Consider the following 24,980-nt stretch of genomic DNA (forward strand, 5'->3'; position numbering starts at 1 on the left):
GGCATCTGATGTGCGGTCGACCGACACGCCGGCCGCACCGACAAGTCGCGAGGAGAAGCTGATGAACCTCAGCCTGTGGATCGCCGCCGGGTTGCTCGCCTTCGTCGCCCTGGCCGGCGGCCTCAGCAAGACGTTCGTACCCAGGGAGAAGCTGGCGACGCTGCCCGGCGCCCGCTGGACCGGGCGCGCCAGCACGGGCTTCGTCAAGACGCTCGGGGTCCTCGAACTCCTGGCCGCGGTCGGCCTGATCCTGCCGGCCGTGCTGGACATCGCACCGGTGCTGGTGCCGGTCACCGCCGTCTGCTGGATCCTGCTGATGATCGGCGCCGCCGTCACTCACCTGCGCGACGGCGAGGCCCGGTTCGTCGCGCTGAACCTGGTCTATCTCGCCCTGGCCGGCTACGTGGCCTGGGGCCGGTTCGGACCCGAGTCCTTCACCGGCTGAGCGATCGGTCGCCGGCGACGGGTGTCGGCAGGGCGACCGCACTTGTGCCGAGCACCCGTCCCACCGGTTGTAGGCAAGCCGATTGTGACCTTGACCGGCACCCGGAACAGTGGCAGCAAGCATCGACTACCACCGATTGGAGTGGCCCATGTCTCTCCGCCTCCGTCTCCGTCACCTTGCCGCCGGCTTAGCCGTGGTGCTGGCCGCGGCGCTGTCGATCCCCGGCGCACCAGCCACGGCCGCCACCGCCGACCGCTTCGGATTCGCGTACGTCGACGACCCGACGGTGCCGGTCTGGACGCCGCTGCCCGCGGCCTACCAGTTCGGCAGCTGGGCGCCGGGTCCAACGGCCACCGGTGGCAAGGTCGCCCCCGGCCGGTTCCTGGTGAGGTTTCCGGCCATCGGCCTGGGTTCGCGCGGCAACGCACACGTCACCGCCGTGGCGAAGGACGGCCGCTTCTGCCAGCTCGTGCGGTGGGGCAGTTCGGGCGCCGACGAGATCGTCGACGTGCAGTGCTTCCGGCCCGGCGGCACCCCGACCGACACCCCGTTCACGGTGTTGTGGACGGTCAGCTCCGGCATTCTGCCGGCGGGCGTCGGCACGTACTCCTCGGCGCAGGTGTTGTCCAACTTCCTCGCCCAGTCGTACAACTCGACAGGTGCGCCCGTCACCGTCGCCCACGTCGCGGTGGGCATCTACGACGTGCGCTTTCGGGCGGTCGGCGCGCCGCCCGGCGTGCTGTCCGGGAACGTCCAGGTGACCGCCCAGCAGCCGAACGCACAACCACGCCGGTGCAAGATCCTCCGCTGGGGTGCGGCCGGCCCGGACGCGGTGGTCTACGTCGCCTGCCACAATCCGGTCACCGGCACGCTGATGGACAGCGACTTCACCGTGTCGTTCCATCGGGAGCGCTCGGTCTACGCGTCGTTCGGCCCGCCGAAGCACTTCGGATACCTCGCGTCGCCGTTCGCCGGCCCGACGAACTACTCGTACCCGCTCGGTGTCGGCGCCAACGGCTTCGGTCCGACCGGCCCCGGCACCTTCGTCGTCAAGTTCCCGGCCCTGCACGAGAAGAGCACCACCGCGCAGGTGACCGCGATCGGCGACGACCCCTCGTACTGCACCATCCAGGAGCTGTGGGCGCAGTTCGGCAGCGATGCGGTGCTGCCGGTCGCCTGCTTCAGCAACGCCGGCCGTCCGCAGGACGTCGCGTTCAGCTCGACCTTCTCGTCGAGCGCCTGAGATCGGCGGTCCCCGCCCAGGCGCCACCTGGGCGGGGACCGACGCAGGTGCACGGCGCGGCGTCTCAGGACCCGGCCGGCTGCTCGGCGGGCAGGTCACCGGCGGCCGCGCGCAGCGCGGCGATGCTCGCGGCCACCGCGGGATGGCCACCCGCACCCTGCCGGTAGGCGATCCGGGTACGCCGTCGGATGCTGAGGGGGACGAGGACCACCCCGGCGGGCGGCCGTTCGACCGCCAGTTGGGGCACCAGTCCGACGCCCTGACCGGCGGCCACCAGGGCGAGCACGGCGGTGAAGTCGTCCGCGTGATGCCGCACGGTCGGGCGGAAGCCGGCCAGCTCACCGGCGTGCAGGGTCACCGAGTGGCAGAGCGTGCCCGGGCTGCCCACGATCCAGTCCGCGTCGCGTACCGAGCTCATCGGGTCACCGGTGAGATTCCGGCTCGCCCCGACGGCCAGGAACACCGTCTCGTCCAGCAGTGGCACCGAGTCCAGGGCCGGATCCGGCTCGACGGGCACGATGTCGTAGTCGTGCACGAGGGCCACGTCGAGGCGGCGGTCGCGCAGCGCGTCGGGCACGGCGACCGGGTCCAACTCGGTGACCATCAGGTCGAGCGCGGGATGGTCGCGGCCGAGCGCGACCAGGGCGGGCAGCAGCAGCGTACGCACGGCACTGGGGTACGCGCCGATGCGTACCGTGCCGGTGAGCCCGCCCCGCGCGGCGGCGAGGGTCGCGTCGGCCGCCTCCAGCGCGGCGAGGACGACCTCGGCGTGCCTGACCAGCGCCTCCCCGGTGGGGGTCAGGGTGACCCGTCGGCCGGCCCGTTCCAGGAGCGCGACGCCGGCCTCGCGTTGCAGCGCGGCGAGTTGCTGGGAGACGGCGGACGGCGTGTAGGTGTGCGCCTCGGCCACGGCGGCGATGGTGCCGAGGTGGGACAGATCCCGCAGCAGCCGCAGACGGCGGACGTCAAGCATCAGTTCAGCTTACGTATCTGGTGAGTAATCGGAACTGGTGCTTCACCTTCTGCTGTCGGAGGCTGGCAGCATGACACCTGCCGGGCTCTACGTACCCATGGTCACGCCGTTCGACGAGAGCGGTGCCGTCGCCCTCGACGCCCTGAGCACCCTCGCCCACGAGGTGCTGGTAGCCGGCGCGGTCGGGCTGGTCGCCCTCGGCACCACCGCCGAGCCGCACGCCCTCAGCGCCGTCGAGCAGCGGACCGTCGTCGACGCGATCGCCGGGGTCTGCCGGGAACACCGGGCCGCTCTGCTGGTCGGTGCGCACACCGCGGCGGAGTTGCGCGCCCTCGCCGAACGACCCGAGGTCACGGCGGCACTCTGCCTGGTCCCGCCGTTTCTCCGCCCCGGCGAGGAGGCGGTACTCGCGCACTACGCCCGGTTGGCCGAGGACTGCCCCGTGCCGCTGGTCGCGTACCACGTTCCGTACCGCACCGGGCAGCAGCTTGGCGTCGGCACGCTGCGCCGCCTCGCCGGGCTGCCCGGCCTGGTGGGCGTCAAGCACGCGGTCGGCGGCATCGACGCCGACACCATCGCCCTCCTGACCGACCCACCGTCCGACTTCGCGGTGCTGTGCGGCGAGGACGCGTACGTCTCGCCGCTGCTCGCCCTCGGCGCGGCCGGCGGCATCCTCGCCTCCGCGCACCTCGCCACCGCCGACTACGCCGACCTGGTCGCGGCCTGGCGGTCCGGCGACGTCGCCCGGGCCCGGCCGCTCGGCCACCGGCTCGCCGCCCTCTCTGCCGCGCTGTTCGCCGAACCCAACCCCGCCGTTGTCAAGGCGGTGCTGCACGCTCAGGGACGGATCCCGACGCCGCTCGTCCGACCTCCGCTGCTGCCCGCCACGTCGACGGCCACCGCCCGGGCGCTGTCCTGTCTGACCGAGGTACCGGCGGTGCTGGCATGACCGGCACGGAAACGGCGGCCCGACATCCGCCGGAAAATCTTCCCGGCGGCATGTCGAAAAGCCGGGTCGGGCTCCGTCCTTGCTCCGAACGCGGCCACAATGGCCCGTACCTGACAAGGAGTATTCGATGGCCAAGTACCTGCTGCTCAAGCACTACCGTGGCGGCCCGAAGCCGCTGACCGACGTGCCGATGGACCAGTGGACGCCCGAGGAGATCTCGGCCCACGTGCAGTACATGCGGGACTTCGCCGCCCGGCTCGAAGGCACCGGCGAGTTCGTCGACGCCCAGGCGCTCTCCCCGGAGGGAACGTTCGTCCGCTACGACGGCGAGGGGCGACCGCCGGTCACCGACGGCCCGTTCGCGGAGACCAAGGATCTGATCGCCGGCTGGATGGTGATCGACGTCGAGACCTACGAGCGGGCGCTGGAGCTGGCCGGCGAGTTGTCCGCGGCGCCGGGTACCGGCGGGAAGCCGCTGCACGAGTGGCTCGAGGTACGGCCGTTCCTGGCCGAGCCGCCGACCATCTCGGAGTGACACACGGTGGAGGAGGCCGTAGTACGGACCCTTACTCCCGCCGTGATCGGCATCCTCGTCCGTCGCGGAGCTGACTTCGCGGCGGCCGAGGATGCCGTGCAGGACGCGCTGGTCGAGGCCGTACGGGTGTGGCCGACCGACCCGCCGCGCGACCCCAAGGGGTGGCTGGTCGCCGTGTCCTGGCGGAAGTTCCTCGACGCGGCTCGCGCGGACAGCTCCCGGCGGCGGCGCGAGGCGCTGGTGGAGGTCGAGCCCGCGCCCGGCCCGGGCGAACCGGTGGACGACACGCTCGCGCTGTACTTCCTGTGCGCGCATCCGTCGTTGACCCCGACCTCGGCGGTGGCGCTGACGCTGCGGGCGGTGGGTGGCCTGACCACCCGGCAGATCGCCCAGGCCTACCTGGTGCCGGAGACGACCATGGCGCAGCGGATCAGCCGGGCCAAGCGGACCGTCACCGGAGTCCGGTTCAACCAGCCCGGTGACGTCACCACCGTGCTGCGCGTGCTCTACCTGGTCTTCAACGAGGGCTATTCCGGCGATGTCGACCTCGCCGCGGAGGCGATCCGGCTCACCCGCCAACTGGCGGCCAGGATCCGGCACGAGGAGGTGGCGGGCCTGCTCGCGCTCATGCTGCTCCATCACGCCCGTCGTGCGGCTCGGACCACCGCCGGCGGCCGGCTGGTGCCGCTGGCCGAACAGGACCGCAGCCGCTGGGACACCCGCCTCATCGCCGAGGGCGTGCAGGTGCTCCAGAACGCTCTGGCCCGCGACCGCCTGGGCGAATTCCAGGCGCAGGCCGCCATCGCCGCGCTGCACGCCGACGCCCGCACCGCCGAGGAGACGGATTGGGTGCAGATCGTCGAGTGGTACGACGAACTGGTGCGCCTCACCGACAGCCCGGTGGCCCGTCTCAACCGGGCCGTCGCGGTCGGCGAGGCCGACGGGCCACGGGCCGGCCTGGCCGCCCTGGTGGGTCTCGACCCCGCCCTGCCCCGGCACCGCGCTGTCGCCGCCTACCTGCACGAGCGTGACGGTGATCTGGCGACCGCGGCGCGCCTCTACGCCGAAGCCGCCCGATCGGCGCCCAGCCTGCCGGAATGTGAACATCTCACGCGACAGGCCGCCCGGCTCAACGCGGAACTGCGTCGTTGACCGGTCGGCCGCTGGAGACGGCCGCCGGTGGGCCGGTCGGCGGCCCGCCGGCGAGGCGACCGCCTCAGGGCAGCGGTACGACGTAGGAGTCGACGCGGGCGATCAGCCCGTCGCGGAAGGTGAACAGGTCGTTGAAGGCGAACCGGAACGGCCCGTGCTCGACGCTGACCCCGCGCCCCTCGCCGGTGGTGATGACCACCGGACCGTCCTCGTGCACACGCTGGACGTCGAGTTCCGGGCTGCCGGTGAACGCCGGATTCTCGATCTCACTGTCGAACTCGGCCTTGCCTCGGGTGGTCCGGTGGCCGTGGATGATCCATTCGACGTCGTCGGTGAGGGTGGCGAGTATGCGCCGGTGGTCGCTCGTCCGGAAACCTTCGAGGTAGTCCGCGACAAGGTCGCGCTGGGTCTGCTGCGTCATGATGTGCTCCGTTCTTGGGTGGCATCGGGATGTTGCAGGTGTGCCGCCAGCGCGTCGAGGATCGAGGCGAGCCCTTCCGCCGCCTGGGTCGTGCGAAGCTCAGCGGGAAGCCGGCGTTGGTGCACGGTCAGATCGGTGCCACCGGCAGCGAGGCGGAAACTGACGGTTGTCCGCAGCCCGGTCAGCGGCTCGTCGAACACGAGCTCGTGCGGTGCGGTGACGCTCACGTAGACGAAGCGGAGCCGACGGGTGGCGCCGTCCGGCGCGCGGGTGTCGAGCGCGAACTCCCCGCCGGGACGCAGGTCCACGATCACGGACTCGGGCGGCACGACGGCATGCGAACCGCCCCAGAATGCTGCGATGCCGGTCGGTGAGGTGAAGGCGACCCAGACGCGATCGGGCTCGGCCGGAAGGCGGCGGCTGGCGATCAGTTCGTCGCCGCGAAGCTGCGATCTGGCGGTCATCGGACCGCCTCCTCGTCGACGAGGTGCCGCTCCAGGGCGTCGAGCCGGTCGTCCCAGACCCGGCGTTGGTCGGCGATCCAGGTGCCGAGCAACGACAGCTGATCGGCCCTCAACCGGCAGGGACGTCTCGTGCCCTCTCTCCGCTGCTCGATGAGGCCGCACCGCCGCAGCACCCCGACGTGGTGCGAGATCGCCTGTGGGGTCAGGTCGAAGGGCGCAGCCAGCTCCCCCACCGTGGCGTCACCGCGCGCGAGTCGGGTCACCAGGGCACGCCGGACAGGGTCACCGAGCGCGGCGAAGGCGGAATCGAGCTCTGGCGTTGGTGCCAGCGAGGTGGACATGGCCCCACGCTAACACAAACAGTTATTTGCAAAAACAATGGTTTGCTTTTTTCCCGCCGGCCGAGCCACTCCCCTTCCGGTCAGGACCGGGCGGCGACTGCGGGTGCACCCTGAAGGCCGACGCCCGGGACGGGCTTCGTATCGTCGAACGGTCAGGTTCGGTCGGTCGGAGCGTGGCCGGCTGGTCGGAGCGTGGCCGGTCGGACGGAAATCGACCCGGCGGAGTGGGACGGATGGTCGAGCGGGAGATCCTGACGGGCGGCGGCGTCAACGAGGTCGTTCGGATCGGCGACATGGTGCGTCGCCCTACCGGACCCTGGTCCGCACAGGTGCACGAACTACTGCGGCAGCTCGCCGCCCAGGGCTTCACGGCGGCACCCCGGGTACGCGACACGGACGAACCCGGCTTCGAGATGCTCGACTTCCTACCGGGCGAGGTGTCGAACTATCCGCCCACCGCCGCGGCGGCCTCGGTCGAGGCGTTGGAGAGTGCGGCCGTGCTGCTGCGGGCGTACCACGACGCGACGGCCGAGTACGCGCAGCGCGCGCCCCGCGACGGCTGGCAGGTGACGGCGACCGAACCGGTCGAGGTCATCTGTCACGGTGACTACGCGCCACACAACTGCGTGCTCGACGGCAACCGCGTCGTGGGCATCATCGACTTCGACCACGCCCAGCCCGGGCCCCGGATCTGGGATGTCGCCTACGCGGCCTACCGCTGGGTGCCGATGACCGCGCCGGAGAACACGGACGGCTTCGGAACCACCGAGGAACAGGCCGCCCGGCTCCGGACGTTCTGCGACCGCTACGGGCTGGCCAACAGCGCCCGAGCCGGCCTGGTCGACGTCACCGTCGCCCGGCTGCACGCACTTGTCGACTTCATGCACGCCCAGGCGGCCGCCGGCAACGCCGCCTTCGCCGGCCACCTGGCCGACGGACACCACATCCAGTACCTCAACGACGCGGAGTACGTACGCTCCAACCGCTCAATCTTCGAACGCGCTCTGCACCACTGAACCGGCCGGGACTGGCGTTACCGCCATCCTGACGGCCGGTGCCGGCGGTGCTGTCGACCGCTGACAGCGCTCCGCCGCAGGGACACATAGAGTGGGTACGAATCGTCCGCCTTGGGAGGCCGTTGTGGATCTGCTGTTGTCGGCTCGGCCGGGGCTGGGGTGCACCGTGGTCAAGGTGAGTGGTGATCTCGACATGGCGACCTCCCCGCAGCTGCGCGACAGCCTGCAGCAGCTGATCGACGCCGGCGACCGGCAGGTGGTGGTGGACCTGGGCGGAGTGGGGTTCATGGACTCCAGCGCACTGGGCACGCTGGTGGTGATGTTCAAGGCGTTGCGCGGTGTCGGCGGCCGGCTCTGCCTGGCGTCGGTGCAGCCCGGGGTACGCCGCGTCCTGAGTATCACGTCGGTGGACCGGGTGGTCGACATCTACGACGACGTACCGGGCGCGGAAGCGACATGCCGTCCTCGGACGGCGTGACCCGGCGGGCAGTGGTCAGTCGGTGAGCGCCGCGCTGGCACGCTCCACGTCCGCGCCCGCGCTGGCACGGCGGCCTCGTTGATGCCCGCCGTACCAGTCGAGGATCAGCAGGGTCGCGTCATCGGCCAGGCTGGGCCCGGCCACCTCAAGTACGGCGTCGGCCAACGCCCGGACAGCCTCGCGTGGGTGCAGATCACCGATCGACCGCAACACAGCAGGCAGGTCCAAGCCGGCTGCGTTGCGCTCCAGCACGCCGTCGGTCACCACGACCAGGCGATCGCCAGGTTGCAGCGTGATCTCCTCGTGGCGGTACTCGGCCTCGGCGAACATGCCCAGCGGGAAGTTCCCCGGCAGCGACACCGGCTGCGCGTCACCGCCACGGACGAGCAGCGGCGGGACATGCCCGGCGTTGAGCAGCGCGCAGACTCCGTTGCGTAGGTACAGGCGGCCAAGAACCGCGGTGACGTAGCTGCCACGTACCCCTGCGTGTTCGGCTATGGCGGCGTTCGCGGCGTCGGCCTGCTCGACCAGGCCCGCACTACGGCGGCGGGTGTTGCGCAGGCTGCCCACGCCCAGGGTGGCGGTCAGCGCGCTGCCCACCCCGTGGCCCATCGCGTCGGTGACGCTGAAGTGCAGCACGTCGCGGCCCAGGCTGTAATCGAAGGTGTCCCCGCCGATGCTGGCAGCCGGTTCCAACCACCCGGACAGGGTGAACGCACTCGCCTCACACGTGAACGAACCCGGCAGCAGGCGGCGTTGGATCTCGGCGGACAGCGTGAACGGGGTCGTGCGTTGCCCCCACTCGAACAGGTCGGTGTGTCGCCGGTTCGCGATCACCACGAATGCCAACGCGTGCGCCGTGCGGACGATCTCCCTGAGCGCCTGCGCGGCCGGCTCCGCGGGTAACAGCATCTCCAGCAGGCCAATCGCCTCACCGCGGTCGGTCACCGGCGCCAGCACCGTCCAGCCATCGGACCGCTTGATCACCTGCACCTTCTGCGTACGCAACGCCTACTCCGCGGGGCTTCCATCGAACGGCAGCACGGTGGCGGCCTCGTCGCCGTGGCGGCGGGTCCCGCCCGTGCCGTGCAGCGGCACGTAAGCCAGCCGAACCAACGCCCGACCGCTGAGATCGGCAATCAGGAACGAGACCGCCGACGCGCCGAGCGCCTCGCCGACCTCACGGGTGACCGCCTCGACGGCTTCCACCGGCGAGGCGTCCTCGGCCGCGTCCAACAAGCCGGCCAGAACTCGCCCCTGACTGCTCTCCACCCCCGAAGTCTACGAACAGCCCCGACGTACCCAGTTCGCCCTACGCCGGCTGCGCCACAGGGAACAGCGCCGCGTCCGTGCGGACGCGGCGCTGTCTTCTTGCGATCAGCTAGCTGATCTTCTTGCGGTAGATCGCCGTCGCGGCGACGTAGGCGACCACGAGCAGGCCGACACACCAGGCGAGGGCGATCCAGATGTCGTTGCCGACGGGTTGCTGCGCGAAGAGCGCGCGGAGAGTGTTCACGATGGACGTCACCGGCTGGTTCTCGGCGAACCAGGCGACCGGGCCGGGCATCGAGCCGGTGGGGACGAACGCCGAGCTGATGAAGGGCAGGAAGATCAGCGGGTAGCTGAAGCCGCTGGCGCCGTCGATGGTCTTGGCGGACAGGCCCGCCATCACGGCGAGCCAGCTGAGGGCGAGGGTGAACAGGATCAGGATGCCGACGGCGGCGAGCCAGTCGGCCACCGACGCGCCGGTACGGAACCCCATGATCAGCGCGACGCCGATGACGAGCACGATCGAGGCCAGGTTGGCGACGAGTGAGGTCAGGACATGCGCCCAGAGCACGGAGGGCCGCGAGATCGGCATCGACTGGAAGCGCTCGAAGATGCCGCCCTGCATATCCAGGAACAGGCGGTACGCCGTGTAGGCGATGCCGGATGCGATCGTGATGAGCAGGATGCCCGGGAGCATGTAGTTGATGTACGACTCGTCGGATCCGGTGTTGATGGCTCCGCCCAGCACGTACACGAAGAGCAGCAGCAGCGCGATCGGGGTGATCGCTGTGGTGATGATGGTGTCCGGGCTGCGGAGGATGTGGCGCAGGGAGCGGCCGGTGAGGGTTCCGGTGTCGCTGAGGACGTGGGCAGTCATCGGGATTCCTCTCCCGCGGGCACGGCCGTCTCGTCGGTGGTGTCGCTGGTGTCACCAACGAGGGCGAGGAAGACGTCTTCAAGGGTCGGCTGCTTCTCGACGTACTCGACCTTGGCGGACGGGAGGAGCTGCCTCAGCTCGGCGAGGGTGCCGTGCTGGATGATCGTGCCTTTGTGCAGGATCGCGATTCGGTCGGCGAGTTGCTCGGCCTCGTCGAGGTACTGAGTGGTCAGCAGGATGGTGGTGCCATCCTTGGCGAGTTGCTTCACCGTCTGCCAGACCTCGATGCGGGCCTGCGGGTCGAGGCCGGTGGTCGGCTCGTCGAGGAATACGACCGGCGGGTCGCCGACCAGACTCATCGCGATGTCCAGCCGCCGACGCATGCCGCCCGAGTACGTCGCCGCCCGGCGGTTCGCGGCATCGGTGAGCGAGAAGCGGGCGAGCAGGTCGTCGGCGATCGCCCCCGGGTTCTTCAGGTGGCGGAGCTTCGCGATCAGGACCAGATTCTCCCGACCGGTGAGCACTCCGTCGACCGCGGCGAACTGGCCGGTCAGGCTGATCGACCTGCGTACGTCGGCCGGAGCCGAGGAGACGTCGAAGCCGTGGACGGTCGCGCTGCCGCCGTTCGCCTTCAGCAACGTCGACAGAATCCGCACCAGCGTGGTCTTTCCGGCGCCGTTCGAGCCGAGCAGCGCAAAGATGGTCCCGGCCGCCACGTCGAAGTCGACGCCCCGCAGTACGTGCAGGTCCTGGTAGGACTTCGTCATGGCCCGCACCCTGATCGCGGGTTCGCGCATCCTGGTGGTCATGCGCTCTCCTCCTTGCTGTTGTTGTCCTCGGCGGCGTCGATCGCCTTCCGGAGCCGCTCGCGCTCCTTGTCGATCCACTGCCTACCGCCGTACGCCTGCAGGAAGGTCTCGGCGAACTCGACCGGATCGTCGCCGGCGATTGCGCGGACCGGCGTTCCGTCAGCGACCGCCCGCTCCCAGAGGTCGACGAGGTCGCCGAGCATCGTGGTGAGCGTGTCGCCGTCGAGGATTCCGCCGCGGTACATGACGTACCGGTGCAGAGCCTTGGCCGCGCCGCGGTAGGGCTCCGGCAGGGCCTCGATCCGGGCCATGAGCTGCTTGTACTGCTTCTTCTGCTCCAGCGATCCGACGATCGTCTCGATCCACTTCGCGGCCATGCTCATACTCCCTGGTCGTGTTGGTTGCCGTTGTGCCGGAGTTGCTCGATGCGATCGGCGAGGACGCTCCACGTCCTCCAGAACTCGGCCAGTTGGTCCCGCCCCTTCGCGTTGAGCGAATACACCTTCCGCGGGGGCCCTTTCTCGGAGGGCACCTTCGCCACGTCCACGAACCCCCGTTGCTCCACGCGGACGAGCAGCGCGTAGATGGTGCCTTCCGCGATGTCCGAGAATCCGCGGTCACGCAGCCACGCGGTGATCTCGTAGCCGTACGCGGACTCGCGGGCCAGGATCGCCAGGACGATGCCTTCGAGGGTGCCCTTCAGCATCTCCGTCATCTGGTTGCCCATGCCATCATCTCCTCAGTACCCAGCGACGCTGACTACTGGTAGACAGTAGCGCTAAGTACCGGTAGATAGCAACACTGAATACCGAAAGGTGCGGGACCGCACCCAGTGATCACGGGGGTCAGCGGAGACGGGAGACCTTCTCAGTCTGCGCTGACCTCATGATCAACGCGGACGGGCGGGCGCGGACGGCAGCAGCGTCCGGATGGCCGGTCTCCTCCAGCAGCACCAGCGCCTCCGCCCAGCTTTCCCGGGCAGCCTCGACCTGGCCACAGGCGTACCGGGCGTCACCGAGCCCGACCAGAGTCTCCGCCTCGCCACCCCGGTCCCCGATCTCCCGGAACAGCCGCAGGGCCCGCTCGTGGCAGACGATCGCCTCGTGGTGCGCGCCGGCCGCCGCCTCGGCGCAGCCGGCCGTACGCCAGTTGGTAGCCGCCCCATGCCGGTTGCCGATTTCCTGGTTGATCTCCAGCGTCTGCCGGCACAGCTCACGGGCCCGGTCGTGTTCGCCGAGCCGGATCCGGACCCAGGCGATGTTGTTCATGGCACGGGCCTGACCGGCCAGATGCCCGGCCAGCCGATACAGCTCCAGCGAGCGCAGGTCGTATCCGAGGGCTTCCCGGTCCCGGCCCTGCTGCTCCAGCACCCGGGCAATGTTCACATGGGTCTGCGCCTGGTTTGCCCGGTCCCCGACGGCCACGAACAGCTCCAGGGCGTGCGCCAGGTGCCGCTGAGCCTCGTCCGGACGGTCCAGTTGGGTCAGTGCCCGCCCCAGGTTGCGGTGCAGGTGCGCCTGGGCAACCCGGTCGGCCAGCCGGACCGCCGACGGCAACGCGGCACCCTGGACGGCCACCTGGTCGTGCCAGAGCGCTCGCAGGTTGACGTAGCTGGTCAGGCTCCAGGCGAGTTCCCAGGCGTGCCGGTCCCAGCCGTCCCGCGCCGCCAGGTTGACCGCGGCCAGCAGTACCCGGTGTTCGGCCACCAGCCAGCGCATCGCCGCCGCGTTGTCGGTCAGCGCTGTCGGGATCACCCCGGGCTCCGGGTCGGCCAGGAGAATCGGATCCCGGTGCGGATACAGCAGCCGGTCCGCGGCGTACGCGGTGTGCAGGCAGTAGTCGAGCAGGCGCTGGGTTGCGGCCCGCCGGCTCACCACCGGCTCCTCGGCCTCGGCCTGCTCGGCGGCGTACGCCCGGAGCAAGTCATGCAGCACGTATCTCCCGGGAGCGTGCTCGGTGACCAAGTTGGCGCGGGTCAGGACGGCCAGCAGGCGCCGGACGGCGGGCATCGGGCTGCCCGCCAGGCTCGCCACAGCCGCCACCTCCAACTCCGGGCCAGGATGCAGCCCGATGAGCCGGAACAGCTCGGCGGCGGCCGGGGCGAGCGCCCGGTACGACCAGGAGAAGACGGCCCGAACGTCGGCCGCCGGATCACCACCATCGAACGGATCGAGGCGGCCGCCGGCCCCGGCCAACTCGTTGGCCAGGTGGGTGAGGGTGATCGACCGGTTCACCACCACTCGTGCCGAGGCTATGGCAAGCGCGAGGGGCAGTCGGGCACAGCGCGCGATGATCTCCTCTGCGGCCACCGGCTCCGCCCGAACCCGCGCCTGCCCCAGCCGCTGAACCAGGAACCACAGTGATTCCGCGTCGGTGAAAAGATCGACGGTGAGCGGCCGGGCGCCCTCGATGGCAATCAAACCGCCGAGCTGTCCACGACTGGTCACCACGGTGACGCAGCCCGGTGCCCCGGGCAGGAGCGGACGTACCTGCTCGGGATCTCGGGCGTTGTCCAGCAACACCAGCATCCGCCGGCCGGCGACCAGGCTGCGGTAGAGGGCGGTCTGCGCTGCCAGGCCGATCGGGATGCGCTGGGGTGCGACTCCCAGGGCCGCCAAAAATCCGCGGACCACCTCGGCGGGTTCCAGAACCGAACCGACCGGATCGAAGCCGCGCAGGTTCACGTACAGCTGCCCATCGGGGAACCGGTCTACGGCCCGGTGTGCCCAGTGCAGCACGAGGGTGCTCTTGCCGACGCCAGGAGTGCCGGCCACCACCACCAAGGGGGCCGCCGCCGACTCACCCGGCCCCGCGACCGTCCCGGGCGCTCCCGTCCCCGTCGCCTCCCGGCTGACATCCTGCCCAGCGAGCATGGCGTCCAACTCGGCGAGCTGCGCGACCCGACCGGTGAAGCCGAGCGGCGGAGCCGGCAGCTGGCGGGGCGGCGGGTGCCCTGCCACGGCGACGAACTCCGGGGGTGAGACTTTCGGCGCTGCAGCCGTAACCGCCGCCGCCGCCGGGATGACATGCGACACGGTTGCTGCCCCGAGAGCCGGATCCGCGGTCAGGATCTGATGGTAGGTCCGCCGCAGCGGCACCGACGGATCGGTGCCCAACTCCTCGGCGAGCCGGGTACGGATCAGCTGGTAGTGCCGCAGTGCCTCGGCCTGCCGTCCCGCGCCGTACAGGGCGCGCATCAACTGGCCGGCGATCCGCTCGTCGAGGGGATGCGCCGTGGCTCTGGCGGTCAGCTCTCCGAGCAGGTCGGCGTGCCGGCCGACAGCCAACTGCAGATCGACCAGGTCCAACTCGGCGGCGTGGCGGTCAGCGATCAGGGCCGTCCGGACCGTGTCGAGCCAGGCGTTCTCCAGGGCGTCGAAGGGCTCCCCTCGCCACAGCGACAGCGCCCGGGTCAGCAGGGCCGCCGGGTCGCCTCCGGGCCGGGTCGCCCCGGCCTCGGGCGGACCAGCCTGCTCGGACCGGTACCCGGCCACAGTGGCTGCGCGGGCCTGCATGATCAGATGACGAAACAGGTGCAGGTCGACCAGGGTGGGATCGGCCCGGAGCAGGTAGCCGCCGGCCCGGCGGACGATCTCCACCTGCTCGGCCGGCGCCAACACCTGACGCAGGCGGGAGAGGTACGCGGAGAGGGCGTTGCGGGCCCGCTGTGGCTGCCGCTCTCCCCAGACCCGGTCGAGCAGCCGCTCGGCAGGGACCACCCGGTTCACGTCGACCAGCAGGGCCGCCAGAACGCACCGCTGCCGGGCGTGCCCCAGGTCGAGGTTTCGGTCGCCGACCCGCACCGCCATCTCACCGAGGACCAGCAACTCGACCTGATTCTCCGGAGGAGACGGACCGGCCGAATCCGCGCCGGGTGGAATCCGGGCCGTGTCCATCTCTGCAGCATCCCCCGAGCCATCCGGCTGAGCAGCCCATTTAACGACTGTCGAAACTTCTCCGAAGGTCCACCCGGCACAGTCCGGAGCGACGGCACGAGCCAGTCACCTCGATCCATACGAAATGAGGAGCCATGAACACGAAGCAAGCTCGAACCGGTCTCCGCGTGGCGGCACTGATCGCCGCCCTGGCGTTCGGTGCGGCCGCCCAGCTCGTCGCGACCGCCCCGGCCGTCGCGGTCAGTGGTCTGATCCGGACCACCCACGTGAGCACCGCGACGAATTCGCAGTCGCCGAAGTTCCGGGCCGCCGAGTGTCCGAACGGGATGCGGGTGATCGGCGGCGGCGCCCGGGTTAGCGGCCCGGCGGCGGGGTTGATCCGGCTGAGCCACCTACAGCCGATCAGCGGCCCCGGCCAGACCGACCGGTACGAGGTTTGGGCGGACGAGCCGCCGGGCGGGATCAGCGGCAACTGGGCACTGGAGGGGTACGCCATCTGCGCCCCCGCGGCCTCGGTGCCCGGATACAACATCCTCCCGCAGGCCTCCGGCTACTCCTCGGTCTCGCCTCGGAGCACCGCCGCAGGCTGCTCGGGCGGCCAGCGGGTGATCGGCAGCGGGGCGAGCATCGCCGGTGGCGGGTTCGGCAGCGTCGGCCTGCAGATGTCCCGCGCCTCCGGTCCCCTGGACATCGCCCGGGCCGCTGCCGCCGAGGACGGCTCCTACTCGGGTACCTGGCAGGTCACCGCGTACGCCATCTGCGCCAACCCGGTGGGGGCGGCGGCCGAGGGATCGGTGCAGACCGGGGTCAGCTCGGCCAGTCACACCTGCCCCGGAACCGAGCAGGTGCACTCGGTGGGCGGCGCCACGGGAGCCGGCTCGGCTGGTCAGACCTTCCTGAACTCCCTCTACCCGGACGTTAACCTCAGGGCGGTCCGCCTCTCGCTGACCGGCGTGCCCAGCGACGGTCTGGCCATCCAGGCGATCTGCGCCTGAGCCGACGGCCACGCTGTTACCTCGGCCGGTGCAGACGACCGGCCGCACAGTAAGAGGCCAAGGGCCGCAGGTGGCATCCGCCACCTGCGGCCTGTCGCCGTCCGGCTGGCGTCTTGCCGGACGTACCACCATGCGAACCACGCCGCCATCTCTGGTGGCCCGCCACCCTGCCATCGGCAAAGAGCGATGGCAGGGTAGGGCCGCCTCGTGACGGACTATTGGTGCCGCGCGTCGGATGACGGCAGTCAGACCGCTCGGCCGCAACACTCTTGTACTTTGCGTCCAGCCGTCCGGGCCGTTCAGCGCCCGCAACTCCTCGGTCGACGACAGGCGGGCGCATCACGGTGTGAGCACGGCCGGTGTCGCCGCGGCGGTGGGCGATCCGTGCCCGCAGGTAGACGATCTCTGGCCCGTCCAGTGCCGGGTGGGCGGTAAGCCGGTCTAGCCGGTCATCCTCGTCGGTGCCGGCGAGGGCGACATCGACACGGCCCGCGCGCTGGTCAAGGAGGTAGCCGAGGGAGAGCTGTCCGCCTATCCCGGCGACCCGCACCTGTTCACCGACAGCTCGCTGCCGACGTACGACGCCGACGCCACCGCGCTCGTCACCGACCGGATCCTCGGTCTCCTGGCCCGCTGACGCGGTCACGACCCGGCAAGACGGGGCCGCCGCCGCGGGCTGGCCCACCGTTTCGCCAGTCGAGCATCCGGCGTACCCGGCAGCGGTCGCCTGGCCGTCCGCAAGCGCGATCGGTAGCATCCATGACCCGAACCCTCGTGATCCATACCGAGGTGTCATTCGGCGGGGAGATTGCGTGGAACTGCGCGACATCGAGATCTTCTTGACGCTCGCGGAGGAGCTGCACTTCGGCCGGACCGCCGAGCGGCTGCATGTGTCGCAGGCGCGGGTGAGCCAGGCGATCAAGGTGCAGGAACGCCGGATCGGCGGTGCGCTGTTCGAGCGCACGAGCCGTGCCGTGACCCTGACGCCCCTCGGTGAGCAGCTGCGGGAGGACCTGCGCACCGGATACGACGCGATCCGCAAGGGCCTGACGCGGGCGGCGGAATCCACCCGGGGAACGACCGGGACGGTACGGCTCGGCGTCATGGGGATCGTCGGGCACGAGATCCGCGACGTGACGCAGGTCGCTGCCATAGTCAAAGATGATGCCCATCCGAGCACCCAGCGCTCGTGCATACCGGCTGAGAGTCGCCACCTCGTTGGCGTCCAGATCGCCGTTCTCGATCTGACTCACCTGGCCGGGCGTGACCCCCATCAGTTCGGCCGCCTGCTGCTGGGTGGGACCGTGACGCTTGCGCTCCTCGGCGAGGTGGAACGCGCTGACCCATGCCTCGGTGCGGGCAGATTCCGCATCGAGCGCGTCGTCGTCTCCATCGTGCAACTCGGCGCGGATGTCGTCCCAGTCATGGAAGTCGACCATCAGCCCTCCCTCCGTTTCCTCTCGAAGGCAAGCCAACCCTCGTAAGCAACCTCGGCGACCGGGATCGCATTCTCGTACCACTGCGTCCAGTCGCCGGCGACCGGCAGCACCGCCTGCGACCACGGATCAAAGACGACCCGGTTCGCGAATTCGCAAAGGTCGGCGTCAGTTGTCGGGCACCACCCGAATGGCTGGCACGCCGCCGGCGTCCCGCACGCCATCCACGTCGACGATCCGCTGCCGCTGCCGATGCCGATGCCGCGGCGTCGCCGGAGCCAGCTCATCGGTAGCATCCGGCGCCAGACCCAACTGCCGACGGATCTCACGACGTCCGTGAATCATCACCGAGGAGGAGTGCCAGGTGCGTCAGGAGCACCGGCCGACCAGCCAGATCGGAAGCCGCTCTTGCACCTACCGTTGCAAAGCCTGTCCCCGCTCAGCGTTCCGTTCCCCGGACCAGTAGATGGTCGCGCCCAGCAGACCGGCGGCCAAGAGAGTCACCCCGGAGACGACCATCACCTTCATCTGCCCGCTCACGTCCGGCAACAGGAAGGCCGCGATGTCGAGCAGGAACGCTGCGGACGCGACCACGGTCAGCGCGGCGGCGACCCGGTTGAGCCGCCTGTCCAACCGTTCGCTGCGCAGCGAGGCCTCGGCAAGCAGCGAGGCGTTCACGTGGCTGAGCAACCTCTCCGCGCGCTCGTGGGTACCGTCGAGCCCGATTGTCTCGCGGGCTGCGAGATAGGTGGCCCGGTGGTCCTGGCCCGACTCCACCCGGTACGCGTCGAGATGGTGATAATCAGCCCAGACGCCGTCGAGGAACCGCCGGAACTCCGGCCCCGTGAGCCGACCGGGGGCCGCCTGGGCCAGTTCGGTCAGGATCCGGAGCCCGCCGACACTCGCGCCGACCAGCACCGACTGCTGGGCGACGGCGATATCGGCCGGTTCCAGCATCGTCAGGATGTCATCGATGGCGTCGGGGGACGGATCGCGGTCCCAGGCATAGCTGTAGGGCAACAGGATCTGGCAGTGGGGACCCAGCATCAGACCGGGCACTCGACCATCCGGCTCCCAGGCGGGATCCCGCGCGATGAAGTGGCAGTTGTATCGGACGGCGCGGGGGTTGATTTCCGTCCAGTCGGGGGCCGCAGCACCGCCCGGCGGCACCATGACGTTCCGGAGGAGTCCGGCCTGCTGCGCGGCGGCCAGCACATCCCCCAACACGACCCGGTCGGCCTCCCGGAGCCTGCGGTTGATCGTCGCGTCCAGCGTGACCAGGGCGTGCACGCCGAGCTCGCGCAGGTCCGTCGGGTGCCGCAGGGCATACGTCACGAGTACGGCACCGGCGGCGAGGATCCGGATCCGGCAACTGACGATCGTCACGTCGGGCAGGCTGACCGCAGCCTGGACGATGTCGGTGAGATCGACGTCGAGTGTCTCCTCGGAGTTGTACGCCACCGAACCGAGCATTCCCGGGACGAGGTGGACCTCGCCGCGTCCCGGCACCACCACCGTTTCCACTGTGCGGTCGACCGAGGCGTAATGCAGGGGGTAGGCCCTGGTCTGGACGTGCAGCACGTCGGTCATCGCCCGGCCACCGCCACGTGCTCCGGGATCAGCTCGGTCTCGGGTACGACGACCTCACCGAGGTACCGGTGCTGAAGGTCTTCGGTGCTGTGGTTCTCCACTGGAGCGCCCACGACCGCCGAGAGATCACCAATGGTCAGGTAGCTGGCGTCCTCGGGCACCGACCGCTTCCGGAACCACCGGCGTTGCGCAGCCAGCACCGGATGATCCGCTGCAGCGAGCGGCCAGTAGCTGACCATCGTCAGGGTCGGCGGCCCCGCCGCGGCCCCCAGTCCGACGACGGCCCGGGCCCGATCCGGGGGAAGATAGAAGACCAGCCCTTCGGCCACAAATGCGATGGGCCGCCCGGCGGCGAACCGCCGGATCCGGTCCAGGAGCCGGCGATGAGCCGCGGGGTCGTTCAGATCCGCCGCGATGTGCGCGACCTCGCGTTGATCAAGCACCCCGGCGGCCCGCAGCTCGGCGGCTCGGCGCCGCTTGGCCGCCACCATGTCGGGCAGGTCGACCTCCATCGCCGCAGGGAACGGCAGCAGCCACGGATACGAGGAGAAGCCGGCCCCGCACACCACCAGTACCGTGTCGCTGCGTTTCTCCAGGGCCTGGGTCAGGGTCTCCAGGATGATGCGGCCACGCAAGGACACGACCAGGTCGTCGTGGGGGTACACCGCGCCGGCGAACTCGTCCCACAGGTCCCGAACCGCGCCACGGTCCTCTTCCGAGATCCACTCCCTCGCCAGCGGATCGGCCGCGAGATCCTCCCGTCGCGCTCGTGACTCGTTCACTAGGTAGGCGGTGAGTCCGACGTCGTTAAACACGTCCACATAGAACCATGATCGAGCCACGCGACGCACGGCCACTCGCGGTGAGGGGCCGGTGGGCGAGGCGGTGACCCAGGTCGAGGATGCGGTAGATGGTCCGGTAAGTGCCCCGCCGCACGCTGAACCGGTCGGTCAGCGGCGGTAGCACGCTCTTCTCGGCCCGGTGGGCTCCCGTACCAATGGTCCGGTCATGAACTCGTAGGCGGCGACCGCGACGGCCTCTGGCATCCGTTCGGCCAACGCTCGGCGGACGGTCGGGTGGTGCGAAGCGTGTACGGATCTTCCGGCAGCCGCCGGTCCACGCGGCCGAGGCGCGACGAGTGCGAATGGGTCTCGGCGAGCTGGTCAGCGGACGGCCGACCACGCACCGTCACCCGCTCATGGTGGTCGTGCACACGACCCACCAACTCAGAAAGCCGGGTCTTCACTTCCCCCAACGGCAGCCCCGTCATGGTCGCATGTATGACCAAACAGCCTGACTGTCCACCGATCCGTTGGATGCCACTCCGACGGTTCGCATGGTGACCACCTCCGGCCGCGAACCAGCAGCTCAGAGAGTTATGTGGGGCGGGCGGGACTCGAACCCGCGACCGAGGGATTATGAGTCCCCTGCTCTAACCGGCTGAGCTACCGCCCCGGCACCGGGCCGGATCTTATCCCGCCCAGTCGATCACCGGCCAACGAACCTTCCCGACCTCCTTGCGGTCCGACGGGCCGCAAGGTCGGACGCTGGGTGCGAGCGCCGTGCGGTGCACGTCGGGAGGGATTCGGCGTCGACGGCCTCTCCTCACCGGCGTCGCCCTCGTGTCAGCAGCACGATGGGCAACGCGAGGATAACAGTGAGCAGCCAGCCGATCACGACCGCACCCCACAGTACGGCGACGTCCTCCTCGGCGGTGGGGCTGATCAACATTCCGATGGTGAGCAGCAGGGTGAACCCGCCCACCACCAGCGTGGCGAGGCCGCTGAGCACCATCAGCAGGATCTCCCACCCGGCCCGCTTCGGCCGGGCCAGGTGCTCGCGGGCCGCGCGGAGGGCACGCGGTTGCGGGATGCTCTCCGGGTCGCGGGGCGGCATGGTGATCTGCCGGTCGATGGGCACTCCGCTGTCGATGACGTGCATCGCCGCCGGGTGCGTGTCGAACAGGGTCGGCTCGATGTGCAACACGATCGCGTCGTGGCCGATGAGCTGTCGGGCGCCGTCGGGCCAGGCGAGCAGCGCGGCGCAGTCGGCGTACGTGACGGTGAGGGTGCCGCCGGCACTGAGGTGGCTGACCCCCTCGGTGCCGACGAGCAGTCGACTGTCGTCGTCGCGGGCGTGGTAGGTGGTGCCCGACACGGTCGCCTCCGACGAGGTGGGCGCGGCGGTGAAGCCGGCCCAGTCGGCGCTGGTCCCGTCCGGCACCATCAGCAGCGCCGAGGCGTACGCCTCCTGGGCGACCTCGTGCAGGTCGGCGACGGTGACCGCCTTCAGCTGCGCGAGATGCTCGTCGATGGTGTGGTTCGGCTCGCCGGTGAGCAGGTTGAAGGCGTACGCGGGCAGCCGGGTGGCGTCGGCCTCGGCGGTGGCGTACATGTCCATCCGCTTGGCGACCGCGGCGTCGAGGTCGCTCTGCTCGATCCGGCCCACCCGCAGCTTGGCCAGCACGTCGATGAATCCACCGAGCACGGCGTCCTGCTTCTCGGCCAGCGCGTCGGCAAGGGCACGCAGGTGGGCCTGGCCGTCGCCGCGCGGCTCGTAGCCGCTGCCTATGGTGTAGGAGAGCCCGGCGTCCTGGCGCAGCGCCCGGAACAGCTCGCGCTCCATCACCTCGGCGAAGACGTTCGCGGCGGTCCGACGCCGCACGACCGCGTCGAGCACCACAGCCCGCGAGCCGTGCACGAAGTACGCCGGGGTGGTCGGCAGCGCCGACGAGGCAGCCGGTACCGGCTGGCGGGTGCCGGCGGGCAGGTTCAGCCGCAGCCCTTCGGGCACCCGGTCACCGGCGATCCAGAGCACCGCGTTCTCCCGGGTGAACCAGCGTGCGGCCCACTGGCGCAGTTCCTCGGCGGTGAGCCGGCCCAGTCCCCATTCCGGGTAGCTGCTGAGCCCGTGGTCGCGGGCACCGTGGCGCCACAACGGGATGTCGTCGATGGCCGCGCTTCCCCGGCTGCTCCACTCAGTACGCAGGATGTCCTTCTCCACCTCCAACCGGCCGGTCGGCACGTCGGTGAGGTTGGCGCAGACGGAGGTGAGGAAGGTGGCGATGTCCTGGGCTGAGCCCTGCATGTGGAAGGTGGTGAAGGTCGGTCCGGTGGCACCGTTGAAGTGGTAGTCGGCGGTGCCCAACGGGGCGAGGACGAGGTGTTCGACCAGGTGGGTGATGCCGTGACGGGCCAGCGTCTCGTCGGCGGTGCCGACCCGGAAGGTCAGCCCGGCGCGCATCGGCCCGCCGGTCGGGGCGAGCAGGGTCGGCACCCCGTCGGTTTCGAGGTGCTGGATCACGGCTGGCCGCCCTTCGCGTACGCCTTCTCGCGGAACCGCTGGAACTGCGCCACCGCGTCGCCGAAGTAGCCGAACATCGACTCGTCACCGAGGTCGCCGAGGGCGGCGAACTGCTGTGCCGCCAGCGTCCACTCCTGCATGAGGCAGAAGGCGAGGGCGAAGGTGCTGCGTACCCCGACCCAGCCCCAGCCGTGGCGGAACTCGCGGTGCCAGATGGAGCGCTGTGCCGCATCGTGGATCGTGGCGCGCATCTGCTGACCGCGCAGGAATGCCCGCGCAGCGGACAGGGTGCCGTGGTCGAAGGCCTGTTCCAGGTGCACCTCGACGACGAGGACGGCATTTGGTGCGCCGGCCGGTGCGGCGTCGGCGCATTCCCGGGCGAAGGTGTGCGCCTTCTCCCAGCTTCCACTCCACTTCGGACAGAGCTGCTGCAACAGGGAACTCTGTGCCGGCAGGTGGTGCGGGTGCCCGGCGGCGAGGCGGTCGTACCGGCGGCGGGCCTCGGCCTGGCCGAGTTGCAGGCCACGAGCGCTGGTGACCCGCTGGGTCCAGGCTGCCGCGTCCTCCGGGTGGCGGGCGGTTGTCTCGATGAGGACCTGCTCGGCCCGGCGCAGATGATCGAAGAACTGGACGAACTGTTCCCGGCTGACATCCTGCGCCCGTTTGGCCGTCCGGATCCGCCACCCGGCGTGGATCAGGTGCGCCCCCAGCATGGCAGCGGCCACCGGGTCGTCCGGTTGTTCGGCGAGCGCCTTCCGGAGGAACGTCTCGACGTCCGCCGTGCCGCCGACCTCGCCGACGAGGACCGTCCTACCGTGGGCGTCCTGGGCGTCGACGAGGGTGCGCAGCGCCGGCCAGTCACCGGCGGCCAGCGCGTCACGGGCGGCGGCCACCTGGGGGTACGCCGCCGCGGTGTCGAGCACCGGCGGCGCGAGGGGTCGGGGCATGGCGAGGATCATAAGTGATCATCTTTGGGCCTGGTGGCCCCGAATTCTCAGTGCTGACGCAGGTGCCGCAGGGTGGCCCCGGCGGTGCGCCATCCGCTGGCGAGTGCCCCTTGGATCGATGGGCTGTCGCGGTGGTCACCGGCGACGAACAGCCCGTTTCCCAGCGCCACCGGCTTTCGTAGCCGGCCCTGTGGCGGCGGCGCGGCGGGCAGCGCGGCAGGGATCGTGACCGTGGTCAGGTGCGTCCAGTCGGCGATGGGCCGCCCGTACAGCCGGGTCAGTTCCAGCCGCACGGCCGACTCGGACGGTACCGACGGCCCGACCACGGAGGTGGCGATCAGGTGTCGGTCGGGCGGCGCGTAGCCGGGCACGGCCCGGCTGACCACGACCGTGTTGGCGATCATCTCGCGGCGGTCGCCGTCGAGGAGCAGGATCGCTTCGTCCAACGGCGGCTCGGTGGTGGCGTGGTAGTAGGTGGTGTAGCTGTGCATGCGTACCGGCGGCAGGTCCAGCAGCCGGGTGGCGGCGGGCGGGTCGACGGCGACGACGACGGCCCGGCAGCGCAGCTCACCGACGGTGGTCCGGACCCGGCCCGGGGCCACCTCGGAGACTGTGGTGTTCAGGTCGAGCAGCCCGGCGGGCAGCGGCGAGGCCGCCGCCCACGACCACGACGTCGATGTCAGCGGCCATCGGGCAGGCCCCACCCTGGTCGTGCGGGCCGGCGGCGGGCGTGCCGCGTGACCACGGCGGAGCGAACGGCCGCCGGGGACGCCTCGGACCGCCGCAGCTCGGCCGGGCCGATCTTCCAGATTCCGGACATCCCACCCACCGGCTGTCGGCGCAGGATCGACGGGCACCAGCGTAGACCGGTTGGCCGGGCACCGCCGCCGAAGCGCGGCGTCGCGACGGTCGACGCCGTCCGGTGAGGGAACGAGTGACGCCCACCGGATCCGGCCGGTGGGCGTCGTGGTGAGGAAGGAAGCTCCCCCGTTTGGACTCGAACCAAAAACCTGCCGGTTAACAGCCGGCTGCTCTGCCAATTGAGCTACGGGGGACCGCAACAACGCCCGGAACGGATCGCTCCGCACCGCGCGCCGGGCACAAGAGTACAGGACGGCGGGGGGTGTTGGTCCAGGGGGTTCATCGGCCACCACCGAGCGATCCGGGGGCCGTTTACCAGACAAATCGTCATCCCGGCACAAGGAGGTATGAGCGGAGAGCAGGATGGGTAGTTAGCTGCCGACGACAGGACTCAGGCGCGAATCGGTCGGTCCCGCCACCCGGGCTTCCGGGAGCGGGACGACGGCGCGTCAGGTACGAAAGGAGCCGCCATGCGCGGAAAGATCATGTTCCTTGGCGGGCTGGCTGCAGGGTTCGTCCTGGGCGCCCGTGCCGGCCGGGAGAAGTACGAGGAGTTGGTGGTCCGGGGCCGCAAGGTGCTCGACCACCCGACCGTCCAGGAGGCGGCCGGGGTCGCGCAGGCCCAGGCGAACCGTCTCTACCACGAGGGCAAGGACAAGCTCGGCAACTCCAAGCTGGGCGAGAAGCTGAACGCCAACGGCAAGGCGGGGCTCACCCCCGCCGACGACACGTTTGCCGGCACGCCGGCCACGGCCGGCAGCAAGTCGGGTTCCGGCTCGTCGAGCTCCGGTTCGACGTCCGCCACCCCCCGCAGCAAGCCGTCCGGCTCCGGAGCCAACGGCAGCACCCTCTGAGCACCCCCGGACGGGGGGGGCGGCCCCCCCCCCGCGGGGGGGGCGCCCCCCCCCCCCCCCCCCCCCCCCCCCCCCCCCCCCCGGGGGGGGGGGCCCCCCGGGCCCCGCCCCCCCCCCGGCGCCCCG

General features: G+C 70.6%; 24 protein-coding genes, 2 tRNA genes and 3 pseudogenes. 10 read left to right on the plus strand and 19 right to left on the minus strand.

The window, feature by feature from the left end:
- The first annotated feature begins 61 nt into the window (after positions 1–61).
- Both ACFY2A_RS20510 and ACFY2A_RS20515 read left to right on the plus strand, forming a co-directional pair.
- Positions 62–445 carry a DoxX family protein gene (locus ACFY2A_RS20510; RefSeq protein ID WP_387173651.1) on the plus strand — a complete coding sequence of 128 codons (384 nt, stop codon included), beginning with the start codon at positions 62–64 and terminating at the stop codon, positions 443–445.
- 148 nt (positions 446–593) lie between these two features.
- Positions 594–1,688, plus strand: coding sequence for a hypothetical protein (locus tag ACFY2A_RS20515; protein WP_363923121.1), 1,095 nt, complete (start codon positions 594–596; stop codon positions 1,686–1,688).
- A gap of 64 nt (positions 1,689–1,752) precedes the next feature.
- On the opposite strand, the gene ACFY2A_RS20520 is transcribed toward ACFY2A_RS20515, so the two are convergent.
- Positions 1,753–2,661, minus strand: a complete 909-nt coding sequence (locus ACFY2A_RS20520) for a LysR family transcriptional regulator (protein ID WP_387173653.1) — start codon at positions 2,659–2,661, stop codon at positions 1,753–1,755.
- 70 nt (positions 2,662–2,731) lie between these two features.
- Between ACFY2A_RS20520 and ACFY2A_RS20525 the strand changes: the two genes are divergently transcribed.
- The 3 genes from ACFY2A_RS20525 to ACFY2A_RS20535 all read left to right on the plus strand — a co-directional run bounded on the left by ACFY2A_RS20525 (position 2,732) and on the right by ACFY2A_RS20535 (position 5,297).
- Positions 2,732–3,610: a dihydrodipicolinate synthase family protein gene (locus ACFY2A_RS20525; protein ID WP_387173655.1), complete on the plus strand. Its 879-nt coding sequence runs from the start codon at positions 2,732–2,734 to the stop codon at positions 3,608–3,610.
- A 127-nt stretch (positions 3,611–3,737) separates the two neighbouring features.
- Positions 3,738–4,145, plus strand: a complete 408-nt coding sequence (locus tag ACFY2A_RS20530; RefSeq protein ID WP_363923115.1) for a YciI family protein — start codon at positions 3,738–3,740, stop codon at positions 4,143–4,145.
- Between the two features lie 6 nt (positions 4,146–4,151).
- Positions 4,152–5,297, plus strand: coding sequence for an RNA polymerase sigma factor (locus tag ACFY2A_RS20535; protein ID WP_387173658.1), 1,146 nt, complete (start codon positions 4,152–4,154; stop codon positions 5,295–5,297).
- A 64-nt stretch (positions 5,298–5,361) separates the two neighbouring features.
- On the opposite strand, the gene ACFY2A_RS20540 is transcribed toward ACFY2A_RS20535, so the two are convergent.
- From ACFY2A_RS20540 to ACFY2A_RS20550, 3 genes are read right to left on the minus strand one after another with little or no spacing between them, the layout of a single operon-like run.
- Positions 5,362–5,718, minus strand: a complete 357-nt coding sequence (locus ACFY2A_RS20540) for a nuclear transport factor 2 family protein (RefSeq protein WP_387173660.1) — start codon at positions 5,716–5,718, stop codon at positions 5,362–5,364.
- Positions 5,715–6,182, minus strand: coding sequence for an SRPBCC domain-containing protein (locus ACFY2A_RS20545; RefSeq protein WP_387173662.1), 468 nt, complete (start codon positions 6,180–6,182; stop codon positions 5,715–5,717). The genes ACFY2A_RS20540 and ACFY2A_RS20545 overlap by 4 nt, the downstream gene beginning before the upstream one ends.
- Positions 6,179–6,523: an ArsR/SmtB family transcription factor gene (locus ACFY2A_RS20550; protein ID WP_387173664.1), complete on the minus strand. Its 345-nt coding sequence runs from the start codon at positions 6,521–6,523 to the stop codon at positions 6,179–6,181. Before ACFY2A_RS20550 ends, ACFY2A_RS20545 begins: the two co-directional genes overlap by 4 nt.
- Before the next feature lie 233 nt (positions 6,524–6,756).
- On the opposite strand from ACFY2A_RS20550, the gene ACFY2A_RS20555 reads away from it, so the two are divergent.
- The gene (locus tag ACFY2A_RS20555) at positions 6,757–7,539 is read left to right on the plus strand and encodes an aminoglycoside phosphotransferase family protein (RefSeq protein ID WP_387173666.1); all 783 of its coding nucleotides are present in this window, start codon (positions 6,757–6,759) and stop codon (positions 7,537–7,539) included.
- 124 nt (positions 7,540–7,663) lie between these two features.
- Positions 7,664–8,017, plus strand: a complete 354-nt coding sequence (locus ACFY2A_RS20560) for an STAS domain-containing protein (RefSeq protein ID WP_387173668.1) — start codon at positions 7,664–7,666, stop codon at positions 8,015–8,017.
- Between the two features lie 15 nt (positions 8,018–8,032).
- Here the strand turns inward: ACFY2A_RS20560 and ACFY2A_RS20565 are convergent, their stop codons facing one another.
- The 7 genes from ACFY2A_RS20565 to ACFY2A_RS20595 all read right to left on the minus strand — a co-directional run bounded on the left by ACFY2A_RS20565 (position 8,033) and on the right by ACFY2A_RS20595 (position 14,868).
- On the minus strand, positions 8,033–9,025 hold the full coding sequence (locus ACFY2A_RS20565; protein ID WP_387173670.1) for a PP2C family protein-serine/threonine phosphatase: 993 nt from the start codon (positions 9,023–9,025) through the stop codon (positions 8,033–8,035).
- A 3-nt stretch (positions 9,026–9,028) separates the two neighbouring features.
- Entirely contained in the window at positions 9,029–9,289 is a 261-nt protein-coding gene (locus tag ACFY2A_RS20570) for a hypothetical protein (protein WP_387173672.1), read from the minus strand.
- A 109-nt stretch (positions 9,290–9,398) separates the two neighbouring features.
- Complete coding sequence (locus ACFY2A_RS20575; RefSeq protein ID WP_387173674.1) at positions 9,399–10,163, minus strand: ABC transporter permease; 765 nt, start codon at positions 10,161–10,163, stop codon at positions 9,399–9,401.
- The gene (locus ACFY2A_RS20580) at positions 10,160–10,972 is read right to left on the minus strand and encodes an ABC transporter ATP-binding protein (protein ID WP_387173676.1); all 813 of its coding nucleotides are present in this window, start codon (positions 10,970–10,972) and stop codon (positions 10,160–10,162) included. The genes ACFY2A_RS20575 and ACFY2A_RS20580 overlap by 4 nt, the downstream gene beginning before the upstream one ends.
- Positions 10,969–11,349 (minus strand): DUF1048 domain-containing protein, encoded by a 381-nt coding sequence (locus tag ACFY2A_RS20585; RefSeq protein WP_387173678.1) that lies wholly within the window; start codon positions 11,347–11,349, stop codon positions 10,969–10,971. Before ACFY2A_RS20585 ends, ACFY2A_RS20580 begins: the two co-directional genes overlap by 4 nt.
- A 2-nt stretch (positions 11,350–11,351) precedes the next feature.
- The gene (locus tag ACFY2A_RS20590; protein WP_363923091.1) at positions 11,352–11,699 is read right to left on the minus strand and encodes a PadR family transcriptional regulator; all 348 of its coding nucleotides are present in this window, start codon (positions 11,697–11,699) and stop codon (positions 11,352–11,354) included.
- 118 nt (positions 11,700–11,817) lie between these two features.
- Positions 11,818–14,868: a BTAD domain-containing putative transcriptional regulator gene (locus ACFY2A_RS20595; protein ID WP_387173680.1), complete on the minus strand. Its 3,051-nt coding sequence runs from the start codon at positions 14,866–14,868 to the stop codon at positions 11,818–11,820.
- Between the two features lie 134 nt (positions 14,869–15,002).
- Here ACFY2A_RS20595 and ACFY2A_RS20600 point away from each other — a divergent pair, with 134 nt between their 5' ends.
- The gene (locus tag ACFY2A_RS20600; RefSeq protein ID WP_387173682.1) at positions 15,003–15,863 is read left to right on the plus strand and encodes a hypothetical protein; all 861 of its coding nucleotides are present in this window, start codon (positions 15,003–15,005) and stop codon (positions 15,861–15,863) included.
- Positions 15,864–16,675: 812 nt separating this feature from the next.
- Positions 16,676–16,801, plus strand: a pseudogene (locus tag ACFY2A_RS20605) (LysR family transcriptional regulator); the annotation flags it as partial.
- Between the two features lie 288 nt (positions 16,802–17,089).
- Here the strand turns inward: ACFY2A_RS20605 and ACFY2A_RS20610 are convergent.
- The 8 genes and pseudogenes from ACFY2A_RS20610 to ACFY2A_RS20645 all read right to left on the minus strand — a co-directional run.
- A pseudogene (locus tag ACFY2A_RS20610) lies at positions 17,090–17,302 on the minus strand (helix-turn-helix domain-containing protein); the annotation flags it as partial.
- Between the two features lie 411 nt (positions 17,303–17,713).
- Positions 17,714–18,889 (minus strand): hypothetical protein, encoded by a 1,176-nt coding sequence (locus ACFY2A_RS20615; protein WP_387173684.1) that lies wholly within the window; start codon positions 18,887–18,889, stop codon positions 17,714–17,716.
- Positions 18,886–19,710, minus strand: a complete 825-nt coding sequence (locus tag ACFY2A_RS20620) for a class I SAM-dependent methyltransferase (RefSeq protein WP_387173686.1) — start codon at positions 19,708–19,710, stop codon at positions 18,886–18,888. Before ACFY2A_RS20620 ends, ACFY2A_RS20615 begins: the two co-directional genes overlap by 4 nt.
- Before the next feature lie 560 nt (positions 19,711–20,270).
- A tRNA-Ile gene (locus ACFY2A_RS20625) sits at positions 20,271–20,344 on the minus strand.
- A gap of 150 nt (positions 20,345–20,494) precedes the next feature.
- On the minus strand, positions 20,495–22,192 hold the full coding sequence (locus ACFY2A_RS20630) for a M16 family metallopeptidase (RefSeq protein ID WP_387173688.1): 1,698 nt from the start codon (positions 22,190–22,192) through the stop codon (positions 20,495–20,497).
- The gene (locus tag ACFY2A_RS20635; protein ID WP_387173689.1) at positions 22,189–23,139 is read right to left on the minus strand and encodes a hypothetical protein; all 951 of its coding nucleotides are present in this window, start codon (positions 23,137–23,139) and stop codon (positions 22,189–22,191) included. Before ACFY2A_RS20635 ends, ACFY2A_RS20630 begins: the two co-directional genes overlap by 4 nt.
- Before the next feature lie 47 nt (positions 23,140–23,186).
- Positions 23,187–23,801: pseudogene (locus ACFY2A_RS20640) on the minus strand (FAD-dependent oxidoreductase); the annotation flags it as partial.
- Between the two features lie 320 nt (positions 23,802–24,121).
- A tRNA-Asn gene (locus ACFY2A_RS20645) sits at positions 24,122–24,194 on the minus strand.
- Between the two features lie 276 nt (positions 24,195–24,470).
- Here ACFY2A_RS20645 and ACFY2A_RS20650 point away from each other — a divergent pair.
- Positions 24,471–24,854 (plus strand): hypothetical protein, encoded by a 384-nt coding sequence (locus ACFY2A_RS20650; RefSeq protein WP_363923075.1) that lies wholly within the window; start codon positions 24,471–24,473, stop codon positions 24,852–24,854.
- The last annotated feature ends 126 nt before the right edge of the window (positions 24,855–24,980 follow it).

Source organism: Micromonospora sp. NPDC000442, from assembly GCF_042898635.1.
Taxonomy (GTDB): Bacteria; Actinomycetota; Actinomycetes; order Mycobacteriales; family Micromonosporaceae; genus Micromonospora.

Excerpts from the sequence above, each read along its gene's own strand:
- ACFY2A_RS20510 (WP_387173651.1), top strand. The coding sequence starts at position 62 with ATGAACCTCAGCCTGTGGATCGCCGCCGGGTTGCTCGCCTTCGTCGCC.
- ACFY2A_RS20515 (WP_363923121.1), top strand. The coding sequence starts at position 594 with ATGTCTCTCCGCCTCCGTCTCCGTCACCTTGCCGCCGGCTTAGCCGTG.
- ACFY2A_RS20520 (WP_387173653.1), bottom strand. The coding sequence starts at position 2,661 with ATGCTTGACGTCCGCCGTCTGCGGCTGCTGCGGGATCTGTCCCACCTC.
- ACFY2A_RS20525 (WP_387173655.1), top strand. The coding sequence starts at position 2,732 with ATGACACCTGCCGGGCTCTACGTACCCATGGTCACGCCGTTCGACGAG.
- ACFY2A_RS20530 (WP_363923115.1), top strand. The coding sequence starts at position 3,738 with ATGGCCAAGTACCTGCTGCTCAAGCACTACCGTGGCGGCCCGAAGCCG.
- ACFY2A_RS20540 (WP_387173660.1), bottom strand. The coding sequence starts at position 5,718 with ATGACGCAGCAGACCCAGCGCGACCTTGTCGCGGACTACCTCGAAGGT.
- ACFY2A_RS20545 (WP_387173662.1), bottom strand. The coding sequence starts at position 6,182 with ATGACCGCCAGATCGCAGCTTCGCGGCGACGAACTGATCGCCAGCCGC.
- ACFY2A_RS20550 (WP_387173664.1), bottom strand. The coding sequence starts at position 6,523 with ATGTCCACCTCGCTGGCACCAACGCCAGAGCTCGATTCCGCCTTCGCC.
- ACFY2A_RS20555 (WP_387173666.1), top strand. The coding sequence starts at position 6,757 with ATGGTCGAGCGGGAGATCCTGACGGGCGGCGGCGTCAACGAGGTCGTT.
- ACFY2A_RS20575 (WP_387173674.1), bottom strand. The coding sequence starts at position 10,163 with ATGACTGCCCACGTCCTCAGCGACACCGGAACCCTCACCGGCCGCTCC.
- ACFY2A_RS20580 (WP_387173676.1), bottom strand. The coding sequence starts at position 10,972 with ATGACCACCAGGATGCGCGAACCCGCGATCAGGGTGCGGGCCATGACG.
- ACFY2A_RS20585 (WP_387173678.1), bottom strand. The coding sequence starts at position 11,349 with ATGGCCGCGAAGTGGATCGAGACGATCGTCGGATCGCTGGAGCAGAAG.
- ACFY2A_RS20590 (WP_363923091.1), bottom strand. The coding sequence starts at position 11,699 with ATGGGCAACCAGATGACGGAGATGCTGAAGGGCACCCTCGAAGGCATC.
- ACFY2A_RS20595 (WP_387173680.1), bottom strand. The coding sequence starts at position 14,868 with ATGGACACGGCCCGGATTCCACCCGGCGCGGATTCGGCCGGTCCGTCT.
- ACFY2A_RS20600 (WP_387173682.1), top strand. The coding sequence starts at position 15,003 with ATGAACACGAAGCAAGCTCGAACCGGTCTCCGCGTGGCGGCACTGATC.
- ACFY2A_RS20615 (WP_387173684.1), bottom strand. The coding sequence starts at position 18,889 with ATGACCGACGTGCTGCACGTCCAGACCAGGGCCTACCCCCTGCATTAC.
- ACFY2A_RS20635 (WP_387173689.1), bottom strand. The coding sequence starts at position 23,139 with ATGCCCCGACCCCTCGCGCCGCCGGTGCTCGACACCGCGGCGGCGTAC.
- ACFY2A_RS20650 (WP_363923075.1), top strand. The coding sequence starts at position 24,471 with ATGCGCGGAAAGATCATGTTCCTTGGCGGGCTGGCTGCAGGGTTCGTC.